The organism is Alteromonas oceanisediminis, from assembly GCF_018474025.1.
In the GTDB taxonomy this organism is placed as follows: Bacteria; Pseudomonadota; Gammaproteobacteria; order Enterobacterales; family Alteromonadaceae; genus Alteromonas_E; species Alteromonas_E oceanisediminis.
The window spans coordinates 120,284-139,471 of sequence record NZ_JAHCTA010000002.1 but is presented as its reverse complement, the minus strand read 5'-3'; the positions used below and the strand labels follow the sequence as shown (position 1 = coordinate 139,471).

The 19,188-nt window shown below is 50.7% G+C and carries 17 protein-coding genes; all 17 read right to left on the bottom strand.

The genetic code is table 11. The annotated features are described in order from the left end of the window. Positions 1-58: 58 nt before the first annotated feature. On the bottom strand, positions 59-949 hold the full coding sequence (locus KIU71_RS03825) for a M23 family metallopeptidase (RefSeq protein WP_214129857.1): 891 nt from the start codon (positions 947-949) through the stop codon (positions 59-61). Between the two features lie 161 nt (positions 950-1,110). Beyond that, positions 1,111-2,022 (bottom strand): UDP-3-O-acyl-N-acetylglucosamine deacetylase, encoded by a 912-nt coding sequence (gene lpxC, locus KIU71_RS03820; protein ID WP_214129856.1) that lies wholly within the window; start codon positions 2,020-2,022, stop codon positions 1,111-1,113. Positions 2,023-2,113: 91 nt separating this feature from the next. Continuing rightward, on the bottom strand, positions 2,114-3,274 hold the full coding sequence (ftsZ, locus tag KIU71_RS03815) for a cell division protein FtsZ (RefSeq protein ID WP_214129855.1): 1,161 nt from the start codon (positions 3,272-3,274) through the stop codon (positions 2,114-2,116). Between the two features lie 91 nt (positions 3,275-3,365). Then, positions 3,366-4,595 (bottom strand): cell division protein FtsA, encoded by a 1,230-nt coding sequence (ftsA, locus tag KIU71_RS03810; protein ID WP_214129854.1) that lies wholly within the window; start codon positions 4,593-4,595, stop codon positions 3,366-3,368. Between the two features lie 2 nt (positions 4,596-4,597). Beyond that, positions 4,598-5,335: a cell division protein FtsQ/DivIB gene (locus KIU71_RS03805; RefSeq protein ID WP_214129853.1), complete on the bottom strand. Its 738-nt coding sequence runs from the start codon at positions 5,333-5,335 to the stop codon at positions 4,598-4,600. Beyond that, complete coding sequence (locus KIU71_RS03800; protein WP_214129852.1) at positions 5,335-6,282, bottom strand: D-alanine--D-alanine ligase; 948 nt, start codon at positions 6,280-6,282, stop codon at positions 5,335-5,337. Before KIU71_RS03800 ends, KIU71_RS03805 begins: the two co-directional genes overlap by 1 nt. Then, positions 6,279-7,730, bottom strand: a complete 1,452-nt coding sequence (gene murC / locus KIU71_RS03795; RefSeq protein WP_214129851.1) for a UDP-N-acetylmuramate--L-alanine ligase — start codon at positions 7,728-7,730, stop codon at positions 6,279-6,281. Before murC ends, KIU71_RS03800 begins: the two co-directional genes overlap by 4 nt. Next, a complete protein-coding gene (gene murG / locus KIU71_RS03790) occupies positions 7,727-8,854 on the bottom strand; it encodes an undecaprenyldiphospho-muramoylpentapeptide beta-N-acetylglucosaminyltransferase (RefSeq protein ID WP_214129850.1) in 1,128 nt (375 codons plus the stop codon). Before murG ends, murC begins: the two co-directional genes overlap by 4 nt. Next, positions 8,847-10,091, bottom strand: a complete 1,245-nt coding sequence (ftsW, locus tag KIU71_RS03785) for a cell division protein FtsW (RefSeq protein ID WP_214129849.1) — start codon at positions 10,089-10,091, stop codon at positions 8,847-8,849. The genes murG and ftsW overlap by 8 nt, the downstream gene beginning before the upstream one ends. Next, on the bottom strand, positions 10,088-11,428 hold the full coding sequence (gene murD, locus KIU71_RS03780; RefSeq protein ID WP_214129848.1) for a UDP-N-acetylmuramoyl-L-alanine--D-glutamate ligase: 1,341 nt from the start codon (positions 11,426-11,428) through the stop codon (positions 10,088-10,090). The genes ftsW and murD overlap by 4 nt, the downstream gene beginning before the upstream one ends. 6 nt (positions 11,429-11,434) lie before the next feature. Beyond that, positions 11,435-12,517 (bottom strand): phospho-N-acetylmuramoyl-pentapeptide-transferase, encoded by a 1,083-nt coding sequence (gene mraY, locus KIU71_RS03775; RefSeq protein WP_214129847.1) that lies wholly within the window; start codon positions 12,515-12,517, stop codon positions 11,435-11,437. Continuing rightward, positions 12,511-13,917 carry a UDP-N-acetylmuramoyl-tripeptide--D-alanyl-D-alanine ligase gene (murF, locus tag KIU71_RS03770; protein WP_214129846.1) on the bottom strand — a complete coding sequence of 469 codons (1,407 nt, stop codon included), beginning with the start codon at positions 13,915-13,917 and terminating at the stop codon, positions 12,511-12,513. Before murF ends, mraY begins: the two co-directional genes overlap by 7 nt. Further along, a complete protein-coding gene (locus KIU71_RS03765) occupies positions 13,914-15,446 on the bottom strand; it encodes a UDP-N-acetylmuramoyl-L-alanyl-D-glutamate--2,6-diaminopimelate ligase (RefSeq protein WP_214129845.1) in 1,533 nt (510 codons plus the stop codon). The genes murF and KIU71_RS03765 overlap by 4 nt, the downstream gene beginning before the upstream one ends. Beyond that, positions 15,436-17,232, bottom strand: coding sequence for a peptidoglycan D,D-transpeptidase FtsI family protein (locus KIU71_RS03760; RefSeq protein WP_214129844.1), 1,797 nt, complete (start codon positions 17,230-17,232; stop codon positions 15,436-15,438). Before KIU71_RS03760 ends, KIU71_RS03765 begins: the two co-directional genes overlap by 11 nt. Then, complete coding sequence (ftsL, locus tag KIU71_RS03755; RefSeq protein ID WP_214129843.1) at positions 17,229-17,549, bottom strand: cell division protein FtsL; 321 nt, start codon at positions 17,547-17,549, stop codon at positions 17,229-17,231. The genes KIU71_RS03760 and ftsL overlap by 4 nt, the downstream gene beginning before the upstream one ends. Next, a complete protein-coding gene (gene rsmH, locus KIU71_RS03750) occupies positions 17,546-18,484 on the bottom strand; it encodes a 16S rRNA (cytosine(1402)-N(4))-methyltransferase RsmH (protein WP_214129842.1) in 939 nt (312 codons plus the stop codon). The genes ftsL and rsmH overlap by 4 nt, the downstream gene beginning before the upstream one ends. Continuing rightward, entirely contained in the window at positions 18,481-18,939 is a 459-nt protein-coding gene (gene mraZ, locus KIU71_RS03745; RefSeq protein ID WP_214129841.1) for a division/cell wall cluster transcriptional repressor MraZ, read from the bottom strand. The genes rsmH and mraZ overlap by 4 nt, the downstream gene beginning before the upstream one ends. Positions 18,940-19,188 lie beyond the last annotated feature (249 nt).

Here is a 19,188-nt window from a genome sequence, read left to right as displayed (position 1 = left end):
ATCAGTACTGATTCCAACGTAATGTAAATTATTTTATAAGAAAGTGGTGTGCTTATACCTAATACACAAAGGGCAACGGGTCAATTTGCTTACCTTGCCGGAGCACTTCGTAGTGCACATGTGCGCCTGTCGAGCGCCCCGTGCTGCCCATACTGGCTATCACTTGGCCTTTAGTTACCACGTCGCCCATCGCCACATTTAAGTCGGCGTTGTGACCATAGCGCGAAACCAACCCATTGCCGTGATCAATTTCAACCAAATTTCCATAACCGTAGCGCTCTCCCGCCCAGGTCACTAAACCCGCTGCAGTCGCCACGACCGGATCTCCGTCTTTCCCTGCAAAGTCTATCCCTTTATGCATGGCTGGTTTGCCATTGAAAGGATCTTTTCGCATACCGTAGTAAGACGACAACCAACCCGTCTGGATTGGCTTACCCGCGACTTCACTAATATCCTGAATATGGTGGCCAAGCATCACAGATTCAAGCGCTGTGAGCTGTTTAACTTTTTGATCGAGCCTTTCTTCCAACTGCAGGATACTTTGTACCAGTGGTACCGCGTCAAACGAGGCCACGGTATCTTCAGTGTGGGGAGTACCCTGTGCTGACACACCACTAACGTTGGTGTACTCGATACCCGCCTGCGTTGCCACGTGCTGACTTAAGACATCAACCTCACGCAGTTTTGCTTCCATACTGGCAAGCTGCCGTTTAAGGACGCTGAGTTCGTCTTTCGCCTGCTGCGCAATATCCATAGCGCGGGCTTTTTCTTGTTCTAAACCGGATTTCGTGACGTGAATGCGCGCCAGCGTTTCGTCCAAACTGCTGGTTGAGCGACTGGAAATCAACATCAACAGGCTCGCTAAAACGGCGGTGCTAACGAGTGTTCTTGCCCCCACCTGCTTTGCGAAGCGGAAGCGTTTACTTCGAATTAAAATGGTAAACTTCATAAATCGCCGACGTTATTTAAACCTGTTCATTCTACCTGTAACGCCAAGTCCCACAAACCCCTTTTTTATATCAGGGTATAACGTGAGTGACGTTGATGCTTTTTTTCAATGCCAGAAATGAAAACGCCGCTAAAGTAGCGGCATTTTACATAAATTATCAGTTACACGAGCGCAGGTTCTGTGAACCTGATCGGTGCTTTCTCAGCTGATTCAAAGGTGGTGTACTCCCAACAGTTCTGGTCAGCGAGCATTGCATTTAACAGTTTATTATTCAAACCGTGCCCTGTTTTAAAGGCTCTAAGCTCACCGACAATACTGTGCCCACACAGATACAAATCGCCGACCGCATCGAGGACCTTGTGCTTCAAAAACTCGTCATCATAGCGCAAACCCTCTGGGTTCAGTACACGGAATTCATCCAGCGCTACCGCATTTTCCATGCTACCACCCAACGCCAGATTGTGTGCGTTCATATATTCTAAATCACGCATAAAGCCAAAAGTGCGCGCGCGGCTGACTTCATTCACATAAGATGCCGAATCAAAATCCATGACCATGTGTTGGCGCGTCTGGCTGATAACGGGATGATCAAAATCGATAGCAAAATCGACTTTAAAACCATCGAAAGGACGCAGCTCGGCCCATTTATCACCGTCTTCGACCCGAATCGTTTTCTTGACGCGAATAAAACGCTTCGGCGCGGTCAATTCTTCAATGCCAGCAGACTGCAACAGGAACACAAACGGGCTTGCACTGCCATCCATGATCGGCAGTTCGTGGCTATCAACTTCAACCAGTATGTTGTCAATGCCAAGCCCGGCTAACGCTGAGGCTAAGTGCTCCACCGTGTGAATAGTGACACCGTCAGCATTGCTTAAACAGGTACACAACATCGTGTCACCCACCGCGTTCGCACGAGATGGAATATCAACATGAGGGTGAAGGTCAACACGCCTGAACACAATTCCTGTATTCGCAGGCGCAGGCCGGAGAGTCATCGTGACCTTCTCTCCTTTGTGCAAGCCGATACCAGTTTCCTGAACCGCTTGTTTAATTGTACGTTGAAATATCATAATGTTATGTACCCAAAAAACGGCCGCATATTATACATGTGCCTGTCAAACCTGTCAAAACAGGTCGGACAAGCCGGTGCCGCCCGATTTGTCAGTCTGCCTGTTTGCGCAAAAACGCTGGAATATCTAAATATTCCCCGAACTCTTCTTCTGATTGCGCAGCTTCATCAGACTTCAACGCCTGATTGCCACCGCTTGACTGACGCACAGTGTTGTCGCGCTGGCCACTGAAGTTGCGTGCCGAGCTGGTCAAACGTGACCCCTCATTACTGACCAAAGCAATATCAGGTTTGCGCTCAGCGCCGATACCTGTGGCAACAACGGTAACACGAAGTTCATCTTTCATGTCCATATCGATGACGGTACCAACAACCACGGTAGCATTTTCAGACGCAAAGGCCTTCACTGCGTTACCCACAGTTTCGAACTCATCAATGGCAAAGTCAGGACCCGCCGTGATATTGACCAAAATTCCACGCGCACCAGACAAATCGATGTCTTCCAATAACGGACAAGCGATAGCGGCTTCTGCTGCTTCTTCGGCACGATCTTCGCCAGATGCAGCGCCACTGCCCATCATCGCAGTGCCCATTTCAGACATGACGGTTTTGACATCGGCGAAATCCACGTTAATCAAACCAGGTCGAGTAATCAGCTCTGCAATGCCTTGCACCGCACCACGTAATACGTCATTGGCCGCACTGAATGCCTGCAACAGTGGCGTACGTGGCCCCATGACCTTAAGCAGCTTTTCGTTCGGGATGGTGATCAGAGAGTCAACATGCTTTGATAACTCCTCAATACCTTGATTGGCAAAATCGCTGCGCTTGCGGCCTTCGAAGGGAAACGGCTTGGTCACGACCGCAACCGTCAAAATACCCATTTCGCGTGCAATCTTTGCCACTTCAGGGGCTGCGCCTGTGCCAGTACCACCGCCCATTCCGGCAGTGATAAACACCATGTCAGCGCCATCTAAGCTTTGACGGATGGTTTCACGATCTTCATGCGCTGCCTCGCGACCTACATTGGGATCCGCGCCTGCACCTAAGCCTTTGGTCACATTGGTGCCAATTTGCAGCGTCACATTGGCAGAAGAGCTTCTCAGCACTTGCGCATCCGTATTCACTGCAATGAACTCAACACCTTCAATGCTTTGTTTAACCATGTGCTCAATGGCGTTGCCGCCACCACCACCAACTCCGATCACTTTGATGACTGCGTCTTCGCCGTGACTATTCATTAATTCAAACATACTTACTCTCCGGTTATGTACGTTCATTCTATTTGCCTGCAAACCACTAAGCTGGCATCAGCTCAACGACTCACTACAAATCAGTTAACGCTTAAAATTCACCCTTAAACCAGCTTTTGACACGTGTAAACATGTCTTCGCCGGGCTTTTTCTTACTCGCTTTTTTATTATCTACGTGCAACTTCCCATACTGCAGTAGACCGATGACGGTAGCGAAACTGGCGTCATCGACATATTCGGCTAACCCTTTCACTGCCAGTGGCTTACCCACTCTCACTGGCATTTGAAATATTTCCTCAGCAAACTCGACGGCACCTTCCATTTTTGCAGTGCCACCAGTCAATACCAAGCCTGCTGCGATTTGTTCATTCAAACCGCAGGATTGGATTTCTTCATAGATCAATTCAAATAATTCCTGATACCGCGGCTCAATCACTTCTGCGAGCGTGTGACGCGACATGGCTCGTGCAGGGCGTCCACCCACGCTAGGCACTTCAATCGTTTCTTCCATGCTCACCATGTCTTTTAATGCGCAGGCATAATTGACCTTAATCTCTTCCGCATTACTGATCGGCGTTCTAAAAATTTTCGCAATATCGCTGGTGATCTGGTTGCCCGCAACGGGGATAACTGCCGTGTGGCGAATAGCACCATCGGTGTAGATCACTATATCAATGGTGCCACCACCAATATCGACCACACACACGCCTAGTTCACGCTCATCATCCGTAAGCACGGCGTAACTTGACGCCAATGCTGAAAAAATCAATTGGTCTGCGTGTAAATCGCAGCGCTCAACCGACTTCACAATGTTTTTCGCCATGTCATCGGCGCAGGTGATGATGTGTGCATCAGCCTCCATACGCACGCCCGACATACCAATCGGATTCTTAATCCCTTCTTGAACATCAATCGTGAACTCTTGTGGTAACACGTGCAACAACCTGCGCTCCGCCGCGATAGGTACTGACCGTGCGGCGTGAATAACGTTGTCGACATCTTCCTGTGTCACTTCCTGGTTATTTATCGGAACCATGCCATTTTCATTTTGACACTGCACATGACGCCCTGATATCGCCAGAAAAACTGATGACACACGGCAATCCGCCATTAACTCCATCTCGTTAATCGCCCGTTGTACCGACTGCACCACTAAATTGAGATCGTTAACACCGGCCTTGTCCATGCCTTTAGACGCATGCGTGCCCACGCCAACTACGCTAATTGTGTTGTCATCGAGCAACTCACCCACCACCGCTTTCACCTTGCTGGTGCCGATGTCTAGGCCGACGATTAAATTTCTATCCACCGCTTTGGACATACTTATACGTTCTCACTTCGCTTTTCATTGCCTGACCAGCCCACGGCTAACCCAGTATCGTACCGCAGATCAACATAATCGACGGCTCGTTCATCTTGTTTCAACAACGGATACACATCGACAAACCGTTGTAATCTATCAATAAATTCTTGGCGCCCCAGATTCAAGCGGACTTGATTCTGTAACGTAATCTGCCACGCAAAGCGCTCGCTCAAAAACAACTCATGGATCGGTAACGCAGCGCCTGTCAGTATGGTTTGCATCGCATTGTAGCCTTGCAATGCCGTCTTCTCGCTACCGCTAGGGCCGTACAAGCGCGGCAACCGCTCAACATGCCCACCCGAAAACGTTTCGCCATACGGGTTCAACAGTAAATCATCGTTCCACTGTGCAACCGCTTGTTGCTCAACGATAAACACGGTCAACTTGTTCGGCCATTGTTTACGCACGGAGGCTCGGTAAACCCATGGCTGCGCTTCCAGCAACCGATACACTTCGTTGACATCCAACGCAAAAAAACTGCCTTGCTGAGACTGTCTAACCAGCGCCTCAAGCCGAGCCGTATCAATGTGCTGTTGCTCACCCAAAAACGCGATCTGTTGCACAGGCAACTGTTGCGCATCATGCAACCAGCGATACACAGAAAACCCTGACGCCACCAGCCCAGCTATGACGACCAGCAGAAACGCCATACCAGCAATAGTATGGGTAGACGGTGGCACGCGTGATCCCGTCGTCATCAGTCACGCCCTTGTAAACTGGTTGCCAAAACCTGCAACACTAAGTCTTCAAAACTTAGCCCAGCCGCCTTTGCCGCCTTAGGTACCAAACTTTTCTGAGTCATGCCGGGTACCGTGTTGGCTTCAAGCAGGAAAAACTCACCGTGAGTGTCCTGCATCAAATCAACGCGCCCCCAGCCGTCACACGACAATGCTTCAAACGCCTGTAATGACAATGCTGCGATGCGTTGTTCCCACTCAGCGGAAAGACCGCTGGGGCAAAAATACTCCGTTGTACTGTCCTGATACTTCGCCGAATAATCATAAAATACGTGAGGGGTAGACATACGAATAGACGGGAGTGCCACACCGTTCAACACGGTTACGGTATACTCCGGCCCATCAATGAACTGCTCTATCAGTACATGTCGATCGTAATCGAATGCCTGTTTAACGGCAGTTTCTAATAATTTAGCGCTTGTCACTTTGGCCATACCGATGCTCGAACCTTCGCGCGCCGGTTTCACCATCACTACATTCCCCAACTCATGCATTATAGCGCCGCATGATCCTGCGTCAAAGCGCCTTTTGTCGGCAATTCTATATTTTGCGGTAGGTAAACCCAAACACTGCCAAATTTGCTTGGTGTGTACTTTATCCATCGCGAGCGCCGATCCCAAAACACCGCTTCCGGTATAGGGAATATTCAGTTGCTGAAGAGCACCTTGTAGCGAGCCATCTTCACCACCTCGACCATGTAACATGATCATAACTCTATCGGCGCCCTGCTCGACCAGCGCGGTAATCGGCTGCTCAGCGGGATCAAATTTATAGGCATCGACGCCTTTTGAATGCAGTGCGTCCAACACGGCCTGCCCAGAATTCAACGAGACCTCGCGTTCGGCAGAATTCCCGCCAAACATCACTGCCACTTTGCCGAATTGTTGCGCACTGAAATCGGGTTTCATACACTCACCTCTCGTAGCCACGCCTGTGCATCAAGCCTCGCGGCCTGCAACTGTTTGGCGAGACTCCCCACGTTGCCTGCACCTTGTGTCAATACAATATCGCCGTCCTTCAACAGATTCGGCAATATCGTCGCGACATTAGGCACATCTCCCACATAAACAGGTTCAACTTGCCCCCGCATGCGAATGGATCTGCACAACGATTTGCTGTCAGCCCCGTCAATTGGCGCTTCACTCGCGGCATACACGTCAAGCACCAGCAACACATCGACAGCCGACAACACATCGACGAAATCTTCGTACAGGTCGCGTGTTCGAGTGTAACGGTGTGGTTGAAATATCATCACTATGCGCTGTTCCGGCCAATTCGCGCGAGCGGCTTCGAGCGTCGCTTTGACTTCGGTCGGATGGTGGCCATAATCGTCCACTAAGGTGACAGAGCCCCCCTTGGCTAAGGAAAACTGGCCTAAGGTTTCAAAGCGTCGTCCGATACCGCCAAAATTGGCTAATGCTTGCTGAATGGCGCTGTCCTCAATGCCTTCATCTGTGGCGACAGCAATGGCAGCTAGCGTGTTTAACACATTGTGTTTGCCACTCAGCTTGACCGTGACTGGAAGTTGAGGAAGATTTGGCCGATGCACTACAAATGACATCTGCCCAAAACTGGCCGTGATCTGACTGGCGCGAATATCATTGTTTTCCCCCACGCCATAAGTCAGCGTATTGCGACCGATGCGACCCAGCAAGCCGATAATCACCTCATCATCACCACATACGACTGCCCGCCCGTAGAAGGGTAGGTTGTGCAAGAACTGGATGTAGGTATCCTGCATTTTGTCGAAATCGCCGCCATAAGTTTCCATGTGATCAGCCTCAATATTGGTGACCACAGAAATCATTGGTTGCAGATGTAAAAACGACGCGTCTGACTCATCAGCTTCGGCAATCAAATAGCGGCTGCTGCCCAATTTGGCATTGGTGCCCGCGCCGTTGAGCAATCCACCGATAACATAGGTAGGATCGTAGCCCGCCTCAGCGAATATGGTTGCCAACAAACTGGTCGTGGTGGTTTTACCGTGTGTACCTGATACTGCGATGCCGTGGCGGAAGCGCATAATTTCAGCCAGCATTTCAGCGCGTCGGATAATGGGTAAGCGCTGTGCCTTCGCAGCAATAATTTCAGGATTGCTGGCATCGATTGCACTGGATACCACCAGCACGTTAACGGTAGCAATATTGGTCGCGGCATGCCCGATATGTACCATCGCGCCCAATCCGCGCAGTCGTTGCGTCATTGCGTTGTCCTGAATGTCAGAACCCGATACCTGATAGCCTTCATTCAGCAAAACTTCGGCAATGCCGCCCATCCCTGCGCCACCGATACCAACAAAAAAGATATGTTTAATTTGGCGCATCTGCGGATTTTTAAATGACGCTAAACCACTCATGAAGGCACCTCATTCTTACTCGCACCGCCAGTCCCTCGTGCCAGATCCACACACGCGGCCGCAACGCGCTCAGCAGCGTCACCAATTGCGCACTCCAATGCTTTGCTGCGTAACGCTTTTAGCTGGCCGGGCGCGCGCAGTAAGTCAGAGATAAGTGCAGGTAACTGAGTGTTAAGCATTGGTTGTGGGACAAGCAATGCGCCGCCACGTTCAACCAGTGTATTCGCGTTCGCGGTTTGGTGATCATCTACGGCATGCGGCAAAGGAACAAAAATCGCCGCGACACCAGCAAGGGCAATTTCGGTCACAGTAATCGCACCGGCGCGGCAAATCACCACGTCGGCCCAATCATAGGCAGCACTTATATCGTGAACAAATTCTTCAATGCGCAATGAATCCGCACTTTCCTGTCGACCTTCTGCCAGATAAAGATCTCTGACCGGACCATGATTGTTTTTGCCACACTGATGAAAAATAGCGACATTTTGCAGGCTTGCTAACAGTGCGGGTAATTGCTGATTAAAGGGACGAGCACCTAAGCTTCCACCCACGATAAGAATGCGTAAACCGGCGCTTGCGGGATCGCGCACGGTAGCTTTCAGCTGATGGGTAATCGCGCTTCGCACCGGATTGCCGGTCACTTCAATTTTGTCTTTATTGCGCAGTCTTGTTGCCGCGCTGGCGAAACCCAGCAAAACGCGATCGGCGAATGTTGCCAACCAACGATTGGTCAATCCAGCTACAGCATTCTGTTCATGTATTGCCAACGGTAGACCTTTCAACTTTGCTGCAATGCCGCCAGGTCCACTGGCATAGCCGCCCATTCCCAATACCACCTGAGGTTGAATGTCTTTAATAATGCGATAGGTGCGCACAATCGCCTTAAACAAGGCAACCAGCGCGCTGACTTTGGCAACCAGCCCGCGCCCGCGCAAGCCGGTTACATGAATGAAGTGGATAGGATAACCATGCGCCGGCACAATCTCAGCTTCCATCCGCTCTGCCGTTCCGAGCCATTGTATATCCCAGCCTTGGGTACGAAGCACATCAGCAACCGCGATACCGGGGAAGATGTGCCCGCCTGTTCCGCCGGCCATGATTAAAATGCGTTTCGCATTACTCATGATCGACCTCGCCGTTCTCTTTTCGTGGTGCTTTGCGATTGGGCTTGCGCTTATTAGCGGTGAGTGCCTGTACACCATCGACGCGCATCTCAAAATCGATCCGCAGCAACAAAGCCGTCGCGACGGTCATGATAATTAGGCTCGATCCCCCGTAGCTGACAAGGGGTAACGTCAACCCTTTCGTCGGCAGTATACCCGCGCTGGCGCCCACATTAATTGCCGTTTGGAAACTGAACCAAATCCCAATGGCATAAGCCAGGAAACCATCGAACGGACGTTGATTGCTCAACGCTGCATTGCCGATTTTCAATGCCTTGATGACAAGGACTAATATCAAGGCGAGCACGCACAGAACCCCCACAAACCCAGTCTCTTCGGCAAGGATTGCCACAATAAAATCGGTGTGCGCTTCGGGCAGAAAATCAAGTTTTTGTAAGCTATTGCCTAATCCCTGTCCAAACCAGTCGCCACGGCCGTAAGCCATCAGTGATTGTGTGAGCTGATAGCCACTGCCAAAAGGGTCTGCCCAAGGGTCAAGAAACGACGTAATACGTCGCATGCGATATTCTTCAAAGATGATCAATGCAACAACGGCGAGCAAACCAACAAATACCAGCGCAAAAAACTGCCACAATTTAGCGCCCGCTAAGAACAATAAGCCAATAGTCGTCGCCAGCATGACCACAACCGTGCCTAAATCGGGCTGTAACAACAGCAACAGCGCCAGCGCAAAAAATACCACCAGCGGCTTGATGAATCCTTTAAGATTTTCGGTGACTTCCTCATAGCGCCGCACCAGATATCCTGCCAGATAACAGAAGAAAAACAGCTTGGCAGGTTCGGCGGCTTGCACCGTTATCGGCCCTACGACCAACCAACGCGTGCTGCCGTTTACATTGCGACCGAACACTAATACAGCTAATAGCAAGCCGATGGCGACAAACAACAAGTACGGATTGGTGACCCGCCAAAACTGCATTGGCACCTGCAGTACCACAATGGCACCTATTAATGCCAGCCCCATGTAAATGGCATGCCGAATGGTAAAGTGAAACGGGTTATCAAAAATCCGCGAGGCCTCAGGCATCGAGGCAGAACTGACGGTCACAAAGCCGATAGACATTAGCGATAGTGCAACCAACACCACGGTGAGATCGTAGTAACGCTTGGGCGCTTCATCATGCTGAGCAGAGAAGATTTGCGCCAGAGAAGCGCTTTTGCTGGACAGTAACGTCATGCTGCTACCTCGGCAACGGCCGCTGCGAAACTGTCGCCACGATGCGCATAATTGCGGAACATATCAATACTGGCACAAGCCGGTGATAAGAGCACCGTATCGCCAGAGCAAGCCACGCGTTTAGCCACGTTAACCGCCTGCTGCATGTTATCGACGTAGACACTGTTGTCGACCAGTGCCATGATCACCTTGCCATCCACACCCAGCGTAATGAGATAGTCAACCGCGTCCTCCAATAACGGTTTCAGCGCAGACAAATCGGCCCCTTTGCCGTCTCCGCCCATGACCACAATCAGCTTGCCCTGGGTTTGCGCTCTCGCTCCCATGATACTCACGCGAGCGGCACCCGGATTTGTGGCTTTCGAGTCGTTTATCCAGCGCACTCCCGCTTGTTGGACAACGGTTTGATAACGATGTGACAGGCCATCGAATGCGCATACAGCATTCTCAATGACGTTGGCATCTATACCCACTGCCAATGCTAAAAGCGCCGCTGCCTGAATATTCAGAACATTGTGCAGGCCTTCCAGTTTGCATTTTGCAAAGTCTATGAAAGGCTGGCCGTGATACAGAATAGTTTGATCGGTCTCGCGCCACGCCATGCCTCGAGACGAGTAATCCAAGCCAAAAGTATCGTCAGGCGATGCTCCACTGGCAATGGTGTGGTTGTCTTGTCGATTGGACACAATCCGTTTTGCCCCATTCCAGATACGCTGCTTGGCAGCAGTGTAGTTGGCCATGTTGTGGTGGCGGTCGAGATGGTCTTCACTCACGTTTAGCACAGCGGCTACGTCAAGCGCCAAGGACGTTGTGGATTCCAACTGAAAGCTCGACAACTCTAGCACGTAAAAGTCGTAGTCTTTTGCGCTAGGGTGCGTGTCACTCGCTGAGCATAACAACGTATCCAGCACTGGTGTACCGATATTGCCCGACACACAGGGGTGTTTCCCTGCGGCAGATAAAATAGCGCCGAGTAACGAGACCACCGTCGATTTGCCATTCGAACCGGTCACACCAATCGTTGGCACCTGATTAAAGCGTGCAAATAGTTCAATATCGCCGATAACATCAATACCACGTTCCATCGCGTTAACTAACGCAGGCAATGTCAAACTCACCCCAGGGCTAACCACAACGATGTCAAAATTAAGCAGAGCTTCTGGTGGCAAAGGCCCCCACTGCACCTCGGTTTGAATGTCGACATCAAACGCACTGCGCGTATCGAACACGCTTACATTGACGTTGTGCTGGGTTAAAAAGCGCACGCAAGAGATACCGGTCATTCCGGCACCGATGATGGCCACTTTTTTATCCTGTAATGCAGCAACGCTATGCATGATTCTTTACCGAAGCTTGAGGGTTGCTAACCCGACCAATACTAAAATTAACGAGATGATCCAAAAGCGTACGATCACTCGTGGCTCTGGCCAGCCCTTTAGCTCATAATGGTGATGTATGGGTGCCATACGGAAGATGCGCTGCCCTCTGAGCTTAAAGGAGCCTACCTGTAAAATGACGGATAAGGTTTCGATGACAAACACGCCGCCCATAATGATCAGCACAATTTCCTGGCGCACTAGTACGGCCAGAATGCCTAGCGTTCCTCCCAGTGCCAGCGAACCTACATCACCCATAAAGACCTGTGCCGGATAGGTGTTAAACCACAGAAAACCCAGCCCTGCTCCAACAATGGCGGTGCAAACAATCACTAACTCACTGGTGAGCGGAATAAATGGAATGTTTAAGTAACTGGAAAAATTCGCATTGCCCGTCACATAGGCAAATATTGCAAACGCCCCCGCCACCAATATGGTCGGCACGATGGCCAGCCCGTCGAGCCCATCGGTCAAGTTCACCGCATTACTCGTGCCCACAATCGCAAAGTAGGCGATGGCCATATACAAAACACCTAACTGGGGCATCACGTCCTTAAAGAACGGCACAATCAATGCCGTTTCGCTTGGCGCTTGCGCGCTGCTGTACAGGTAGAATGCGACAAGCAGCGCCACGGCGGACTGCCAGAAATACTTCCATCGAGCGATTAAACCTTTTGGATCCTTGCGGATCACTTTTCGATAGTCGTCAACAAAGCCAATGAGCCCGTAGCTCACGACAATCGCCAATGTCGCCAATACATAACGATTAGTTAAATCGGCCCACAAGATGGTGCTTGCCATGATCGCCGCAAGGATCAGCAAACCGCCCATCGTCGGCGTGCCTGATTTAGATAAATGAGACTGAGGTCCATCCGTGCGCACCGTTTGACCAATCTGCATACGCTGCAACCACCGGATCATCGCCGGACCAATCAAAATCGCTATCAGTAGAGCCGTCAATGTGCTTAAAATGGCGCGCAGCGTGAGATACGAGAAAACATTGAATCCCGCATCAAACTGCGTTAACCACTCCGATAACCAAATCAGCATGCGATGCGCTCCCGGCGGCGCTCAAACTTTCCCACAGGCGATTCCTCTATAGCAGTGACAACACGTTCCATTTTTGAACTGCGCGATCCCTTGACTAAAATCGTGATGTCGCGCTGCTCAAAAACCAGCGCTTCGGATAATGATTCGATCAGTTTTTCAATCTCGCTGAAATGAGCACCGGCGCTGCCCATCGCAGAACTGGCATGCTGACTTAAGACACCCAGCGTAAGTACACGGTCAATGCCTTTTTCCAACGCATGCTCCCCTACGATCTGATGATAGTGGCGCGCTTTTTCGCCCAATTCAGCCATGTCGCCAAGCACGAGCACACGCAGACCTGAGAAAGTAGACAGCAAATCAATACCGGCTTTAACCGACGCAACATTTGCATTGTAGGTGTCGTCTAAAATACGCACCTGAGTACTGATTTGTTTAACATTCAAGCGCCCTTTAACTTGCTGCATACTTGCCAGGCCTTCTCGCACATCTTCAAGCGACGCCCCCACATTGACGGCTAATGCCGCGGCAGCCAGCGCATTGGCGATGTTATGCACGCCGGGTATGTTCAGGTTCACGCTCACCGTACCCTGTGGCGTATTCAATACGAAGGCAGCGCAACCATCTAATCCCAGACTCACATCCGTGGCATAAAAGTCCGCACCTTGATCAGCGTCCTGACTGAAGGTTAAGACAGTGTCGCGCTTCAGTTTTCCCTGCCAATACTGCAAAAACTGACTGTCTGCATTTAAGACAGCAATACCCTCAGCGCTTAAACACTTAAAAATCTCGCTTTTGGCGCGCGCAACACCAAATAAGCTTCCAAACCCTTCAAGGTGCGACGCTGCTGCGTTGATGATAGTTGCCACATCAGGCTGCACCAGGTTGACGGTGTAGGCGATTTCGCCCAGATGATTGGCCCCTAATTCCATGACGGCGAATTCGTGATGTTTTTCCAATCTAAGTAAGGTCAGTGGTACGCCAATATCGTTATTAAAGTTACCGGCGGTCGATAGCACACTGCCACGTCGCTGCAGAATTGCAGCGACCATTTCTTTCACTGTGGTTTTGCCGCTACTGCCGGTAATTGCTACGGTTTTTGGTGCGACTTCACGTTTCACAGCGGCAGCCAATTGACCCAGCGCTGTGTGAGTATCTTCCACGAGAATGTAAGGGATACCAAGCTGCGTAGGTGGTTGCGATACGATGACAGCGCTCGCACCGGCTGCTTCCGCCTGTGACACAAAACCATGACCATCAAAATTGGCCCCGCTCAGTGCAAGAAACAGATCGCCTTTTTCCAGCTGTCGCGAGTCGGTGGTCACTGAATTGATTAGCAGATCATCACCAACCAGTGTGCCATTTGTCTGTTCAGCAACCCATGTTAGATAGACTGGTATCATGCGGTTAGCTCCTTCAGTAAAGCGGGGATATAGGCGCGCTCATCGTATGCAATACGCTGCCCTTGTATGTCTTGGTAGTTTTCGTGCCCTTTACCTGCCAGCAACACAATATCGTTCGTTTTTGCGTGCTTTAGCGCATAGGCAATGGCTTCTTTTCGATCCGTAATCATCGTCACGGAAGCATGTTCATCGATGCCTGAACGAATATCCTGTGAAATTGACTCGACAGTCTCTGTGCGTGCATTGTCGGCGGTGAGCACAACATGGTCTGCGCCCTGTGCGGCAACTTTACCCATGTGCGGGCGTTTACCTTTATCTCGTTCGCCGCCGCAACCAAATACGCACCACAGATCGCCCATTTTGTGCGCAGACGCAGCGGCGAGCGCGTGCTCCAAGGCGTCAGGGGTGTGTGCGTAATCAACGATGACACTAGGGCCTGTACCACTGCGGAACAATTCCATACGTCCCGGCACTGGCTGCAATTGTTTAAGTGACGCTAATAAGTCTGAGAATCGCGTGCCTAAACTCAGTACGACACCCGCTGCTGCAAGCGCGTTATAGGCATTGAACTTGCCAACAAGGCCTAGTTGCACGGGGCTGCTTCCCCATGACGTTGCCAACTCAAAAGACAACCCTTGCGGCGTTGTCCGAATCGCATTCGCAGAACAATACTTTGCGCCATCAGGAAGCGATGAAGGGTCGAGATCAATACCAAACCAAACGATTTGCGCTGTTTCTGGGCTGTGTTTTGCCCAATTCATACTCTCTGCATCATCAGCGTTCAGCACCACATGACGCAGTGCCGGTTGCTCAAGTAAGCGGCGCTTCGCTTTAGCATAAGCTTCCATGCTGCCGTGGTAATCAAGATGATCGTGCGTTAGATTGGTAAAGACGGCGACATCGGTTTTGACTTGATTCAAACGCCCTTGCACCAGTGCATGCGATGACGCCTCGAAGGCGACTTGATGCACATCTTGCTGGGCTAGATCCGCGAGAATGTAATGCATTTTCACCGCATCGGGCGTGGTATTGCGCGTCTCATCTAATTCGCTGATGTCGAACGGCTCTTGATACAACCCACTGCCTAAGGTACCGATCATGCCGCACTTAACGCCCAAAGCAGTACGCAACTGGCTGAGCAATTGCACTACAGAGGTTTTTCCGTTCGTGCCGGTAACTGCGATGGTGGTCATTTTTGTGGCTGGGTAATCGTAAAACGCCGCGGCCAATGCGGACAACGATTGGTTTAAATCGTAAAATTCAACAATCACGCTGTTGTGACGCATGGTGCAGTGGCCATGCGCTTTGGGATCGTCAGTTTCAGCTATAATAGCGGGCGCGCCCAGGCTGATCGCTTGCGGGATAAATTCACGACCATCCAGAGCATGTCCCTTGACCGCGATAAATGCGGTTTTTGAAGACACATCACGGCTATCCAGTACCAAACGCTCCACGCGCACATCAGGTGCGAAGATGCCGAACTTGGCTAATAAGGGTTCGATACTTTGGATGAAGCGACTAATGACCATGACTATTCGCCTCCGTCCATTTTACTGATGTCACACGCTCGCCGTCTGGTGCGATATTCAACAGGCGCAATGCGCCTCCCATGATTTGTGCAAAGACAGGGGCTGCCGTATCGCTGGAATGATACAAATCGCCACCGGGTTCATTGATCAACACAACGGTCACCAGTTGTGGGTTGCTCACCGGCGCCAAACCAGCAAAGATATTCACGTACTGTTCGCCATAGCCACCGGCGACGGCTTTACGGCTGGTCCCGGTTTTACCGGCAATTCGGTAACCGGGAACGCTGGCTTTGGTACCTGAACCACCTTCCTGAGTCACGCTTTCCATCATCTCAATCAGCGCCGCAACGTTTTTTGCTGATACTACGCGTTCACCGTGACCATAAGTTTGATGCTCCTGACCCAGCACGATATTAAGATTTTTCTTTAACCCACCATTGGCAATGATGGTGTACATACGCGCTAACTGGGCGGTTGTTACGGAAATTCCGTAACCGAACGACAACGTCGCCAGTTCAAACTCCGACCAACGATTTCGCTCATGGAAAATACCGCTGCTTTCGCCTGCCAAAAGCGTGCCAGTATCCGACATCAATCCCATGTTGTAATACGTATCCAGCAAGAACGGTTTGGGCACGCTCAGTGCTAATTTTGACGTTCCCATATTGCTGGACTTTTGAATAATCGTCGTCAGGTCAATTTCACCCAGATTACGTGGATCTTGCACCATGCTGCCGCCCAGGCGCATCCAGCCGGGTGATGTATTAACCTTACTGGTAGGTGTGACTTCACCAAACTCCAGCGCAGCAAGAACAGCCAATGGCTTAAGCGACGAACCCGGTTCAAAAGCATCGGTAATCACACGATTTCGCACACGGTGCGGGGCGACCGTGTCGCGATTGTTCGGATTAAAAGAAGGACTGTTGACCATCGCCAAAATGTCACCACTGGCAACATCAATCACAATCGCCGATGCGGACGCTGCTGCATAGGTTTCAGTGGCTTGCTTTATCGCCTTATAAGCGACAGCTTGAACGCGTTGATCCACCGTAAGTACAAGGTCTTTAGCGGTTTCACCATGGGTTTTTTCGAGGATTTCGACTTGTCGGCCTTTCGCGTCGCGGCGAATGGTTCGCTTATCAGGGGTTCCGGTGAGAAGGTCGTTATAAATGCGCTCTAACCCTTCAATTCCGCGATCATCGACATCGGTGAAGCCGATCAGGTGCGCGGCCACCTCACCGGTGGGATAATATCGGCGTGACTCATTACGCAATCCAACGCCGGGAATATCCAATTGCTCCACATAGTCTGCCATTGCCGGAGAAACCTGACGCTGCAAATACACGAAACGTCGTTTGGGGTTATCCACTTTCGCTAACAATGCGCTAATATCTGTACCAAGAACCTCAGCCAGCGCTAACCAGCGACGTCGTTGAACCAACGCGTTTTCCTGATGAATGATCTTAGGGTCGGCCCACACTGCCCGCACGGGAACGCTCACCGCAAGCTCTTCACCATTGCGATCAAGAATTAAACCACGATGAACCAATGAATTGCGCGTACGCAGCGTGCGATTATCACCTTGCTCAATCAGTGCATCTGGCGCAATGACTTGAATGTACGCGGCTCGAATCGCCAACGCACAGAATACGGAGATGACCGCTATTAACACCACAATGAAGCGCCAATTGATCATATCTGGGGCTTTGTTCTGCTTAGCGCCCTGCTGCCCGCGGCGCGGCCGCTTCGCAACAGTCGTGTCATCAATTACGTTCAAAACACTCATTTCAGACGCACCACAATTTCGTCGTCCGGTGTCGGGCGACGCATGTCCAGATCACGTTTTACCAAACTTTCAATTCGGTTGTGTTCGGTCAAAGCGCCCTGCTCAAGCAGTAAGTGCCGCCATTCAATGTCCAGACGATCTTTTTCCTGCATCAGTTGTTCATTAGCAATGATCACCTGCCGATTCATGTGCGCACTCAAGATAACGCCCACCGCACTGCCGATTACCAATAAAAACAACAAAACCCGCAATGGATGGCGGGTCGCGTCGGCAAGCATTATGGCGACGGGATTGAAGGTGGTGGTTTGTCGGATCATAGTTTTTCCGCCACCCTAAGCACCGAACTGCGAGCTCGATTGTTGTCCTCTAATTCTGCGTGACCGGGTTTTATGGCCTTGCCAATAAGGCGAAGTACTTTATCCGCATCAATTTCGGCTTGCGGAATCGGCATGCCATGCGGCACGTCTTTACCTTTACTTTGCTCGCGCATAAACCGCTTGACCAATCTGTCTTCAAGCGAATGAAAGCTGATAACAGCAAGACGACCTTCGCTGGCAAGCGCATAAACCGCTGCCTTTAGGCCGTCACGTAACTGTTCTAATTCAGAATTCACATAGATACGGATACCTTGGAAACTGCGCGTGGCCGGGTGTTTGAATTTGTCCTTAACGGGAACGGCTTTGTCGATCAAATCAGCGAGTTGCTTGGTTGTTGTCAGTGGCGTATGTTGGCGTTCAGCAACGATGGCATGTGCGATACGTTTACCGAACTTTTCTTCGCCGAATTCCTTGATCACTTGTGTGATGTCCTGTTCATCAGCATTGGCCAGCCATTCGGCAGCACTAAACCCGCGCGTGGTATCCATACGCATGTCTAATGGACCTTCTCGCATAAAGCTGAAACCACGTGATGCGTCATCAAGCTGTGGTGACGAGACGCCAAGATCCATGAGTACACCGTTGACCTGACCGGCTAAGTCCAATTGGTCAATGACGTCAGCGATATCGGCAAAAGGCTGATGTATAATTTGAAAACGCGCGTCGGCGGCAAATTGCTGTGCAGAAGCAATGGCTGCTGGATCGCGGTCAAAGGCAATCAGACGGCCTTGGCTATTTAATTTATTGAGTATCGCCGCCGAATGCCCACCGCGCCCAAAAGTGGCGTCGATATAAATCCCATCAGGGTTGATATTGAGTGCATCAATAGACTCATTCAACAGCACTGAGCGATGCGCAAATGAGCTTGCACTCACAGTGAGAAGTCCTGTAAACGTTCAGTGAGTTCGAAGCCACCACCTTGCTCGGCTTCCAGATCGCTGTCGATTTGTGATGCCCAAACCTCTGAATCCCAGATTTCAAAACGATTGAGTTGGCCCACAAGCATAATCTGTTTGTCCAGTTTTGCATGTGCGCGCAGAGGAGGAGGCAGAAGGAAACGACCGCTCTTGTCCATCTCACCTTCGGTAGCGTGTCCCAATAACAGACGCTGTAAGCGACGCTCTTGGGGGATCATACTAGAAAGCTTGATTAGCTTAAGTTCAATTTCTTCCCATTCAGACAGTGGGTAAAGCAGCAAACAGGACTGCTGGGTATCAACCGTACAAACCAGATTTCCGCCGCAATCATCAAGCAGCGCTTGGCGGTATTTAGTGGGGATAGCCACCCTGCCTTTACTGTCAAGATTGATTGCGTTAGCGCCGCGGAACATTCCCCTAGCCTTCTATGTTGTTTTTTATTTTTGATAGTAACGAGCTCTGTTTTGCAAACCGGTGTCTCAACGATAGTATTATTTGATCCACAATTTGCCACTTTTACCCACATTTATGAGTTTAGGTACGCAATACCCCCACTGTCAAGCTTAATTCGGTCGAAAACGGTGAGTGACACACACGGCGACATCAGGTGAAAAGTGATTAATTCACAAGTAGGAAATACGGCAGTGACGAAGTCGTTGATA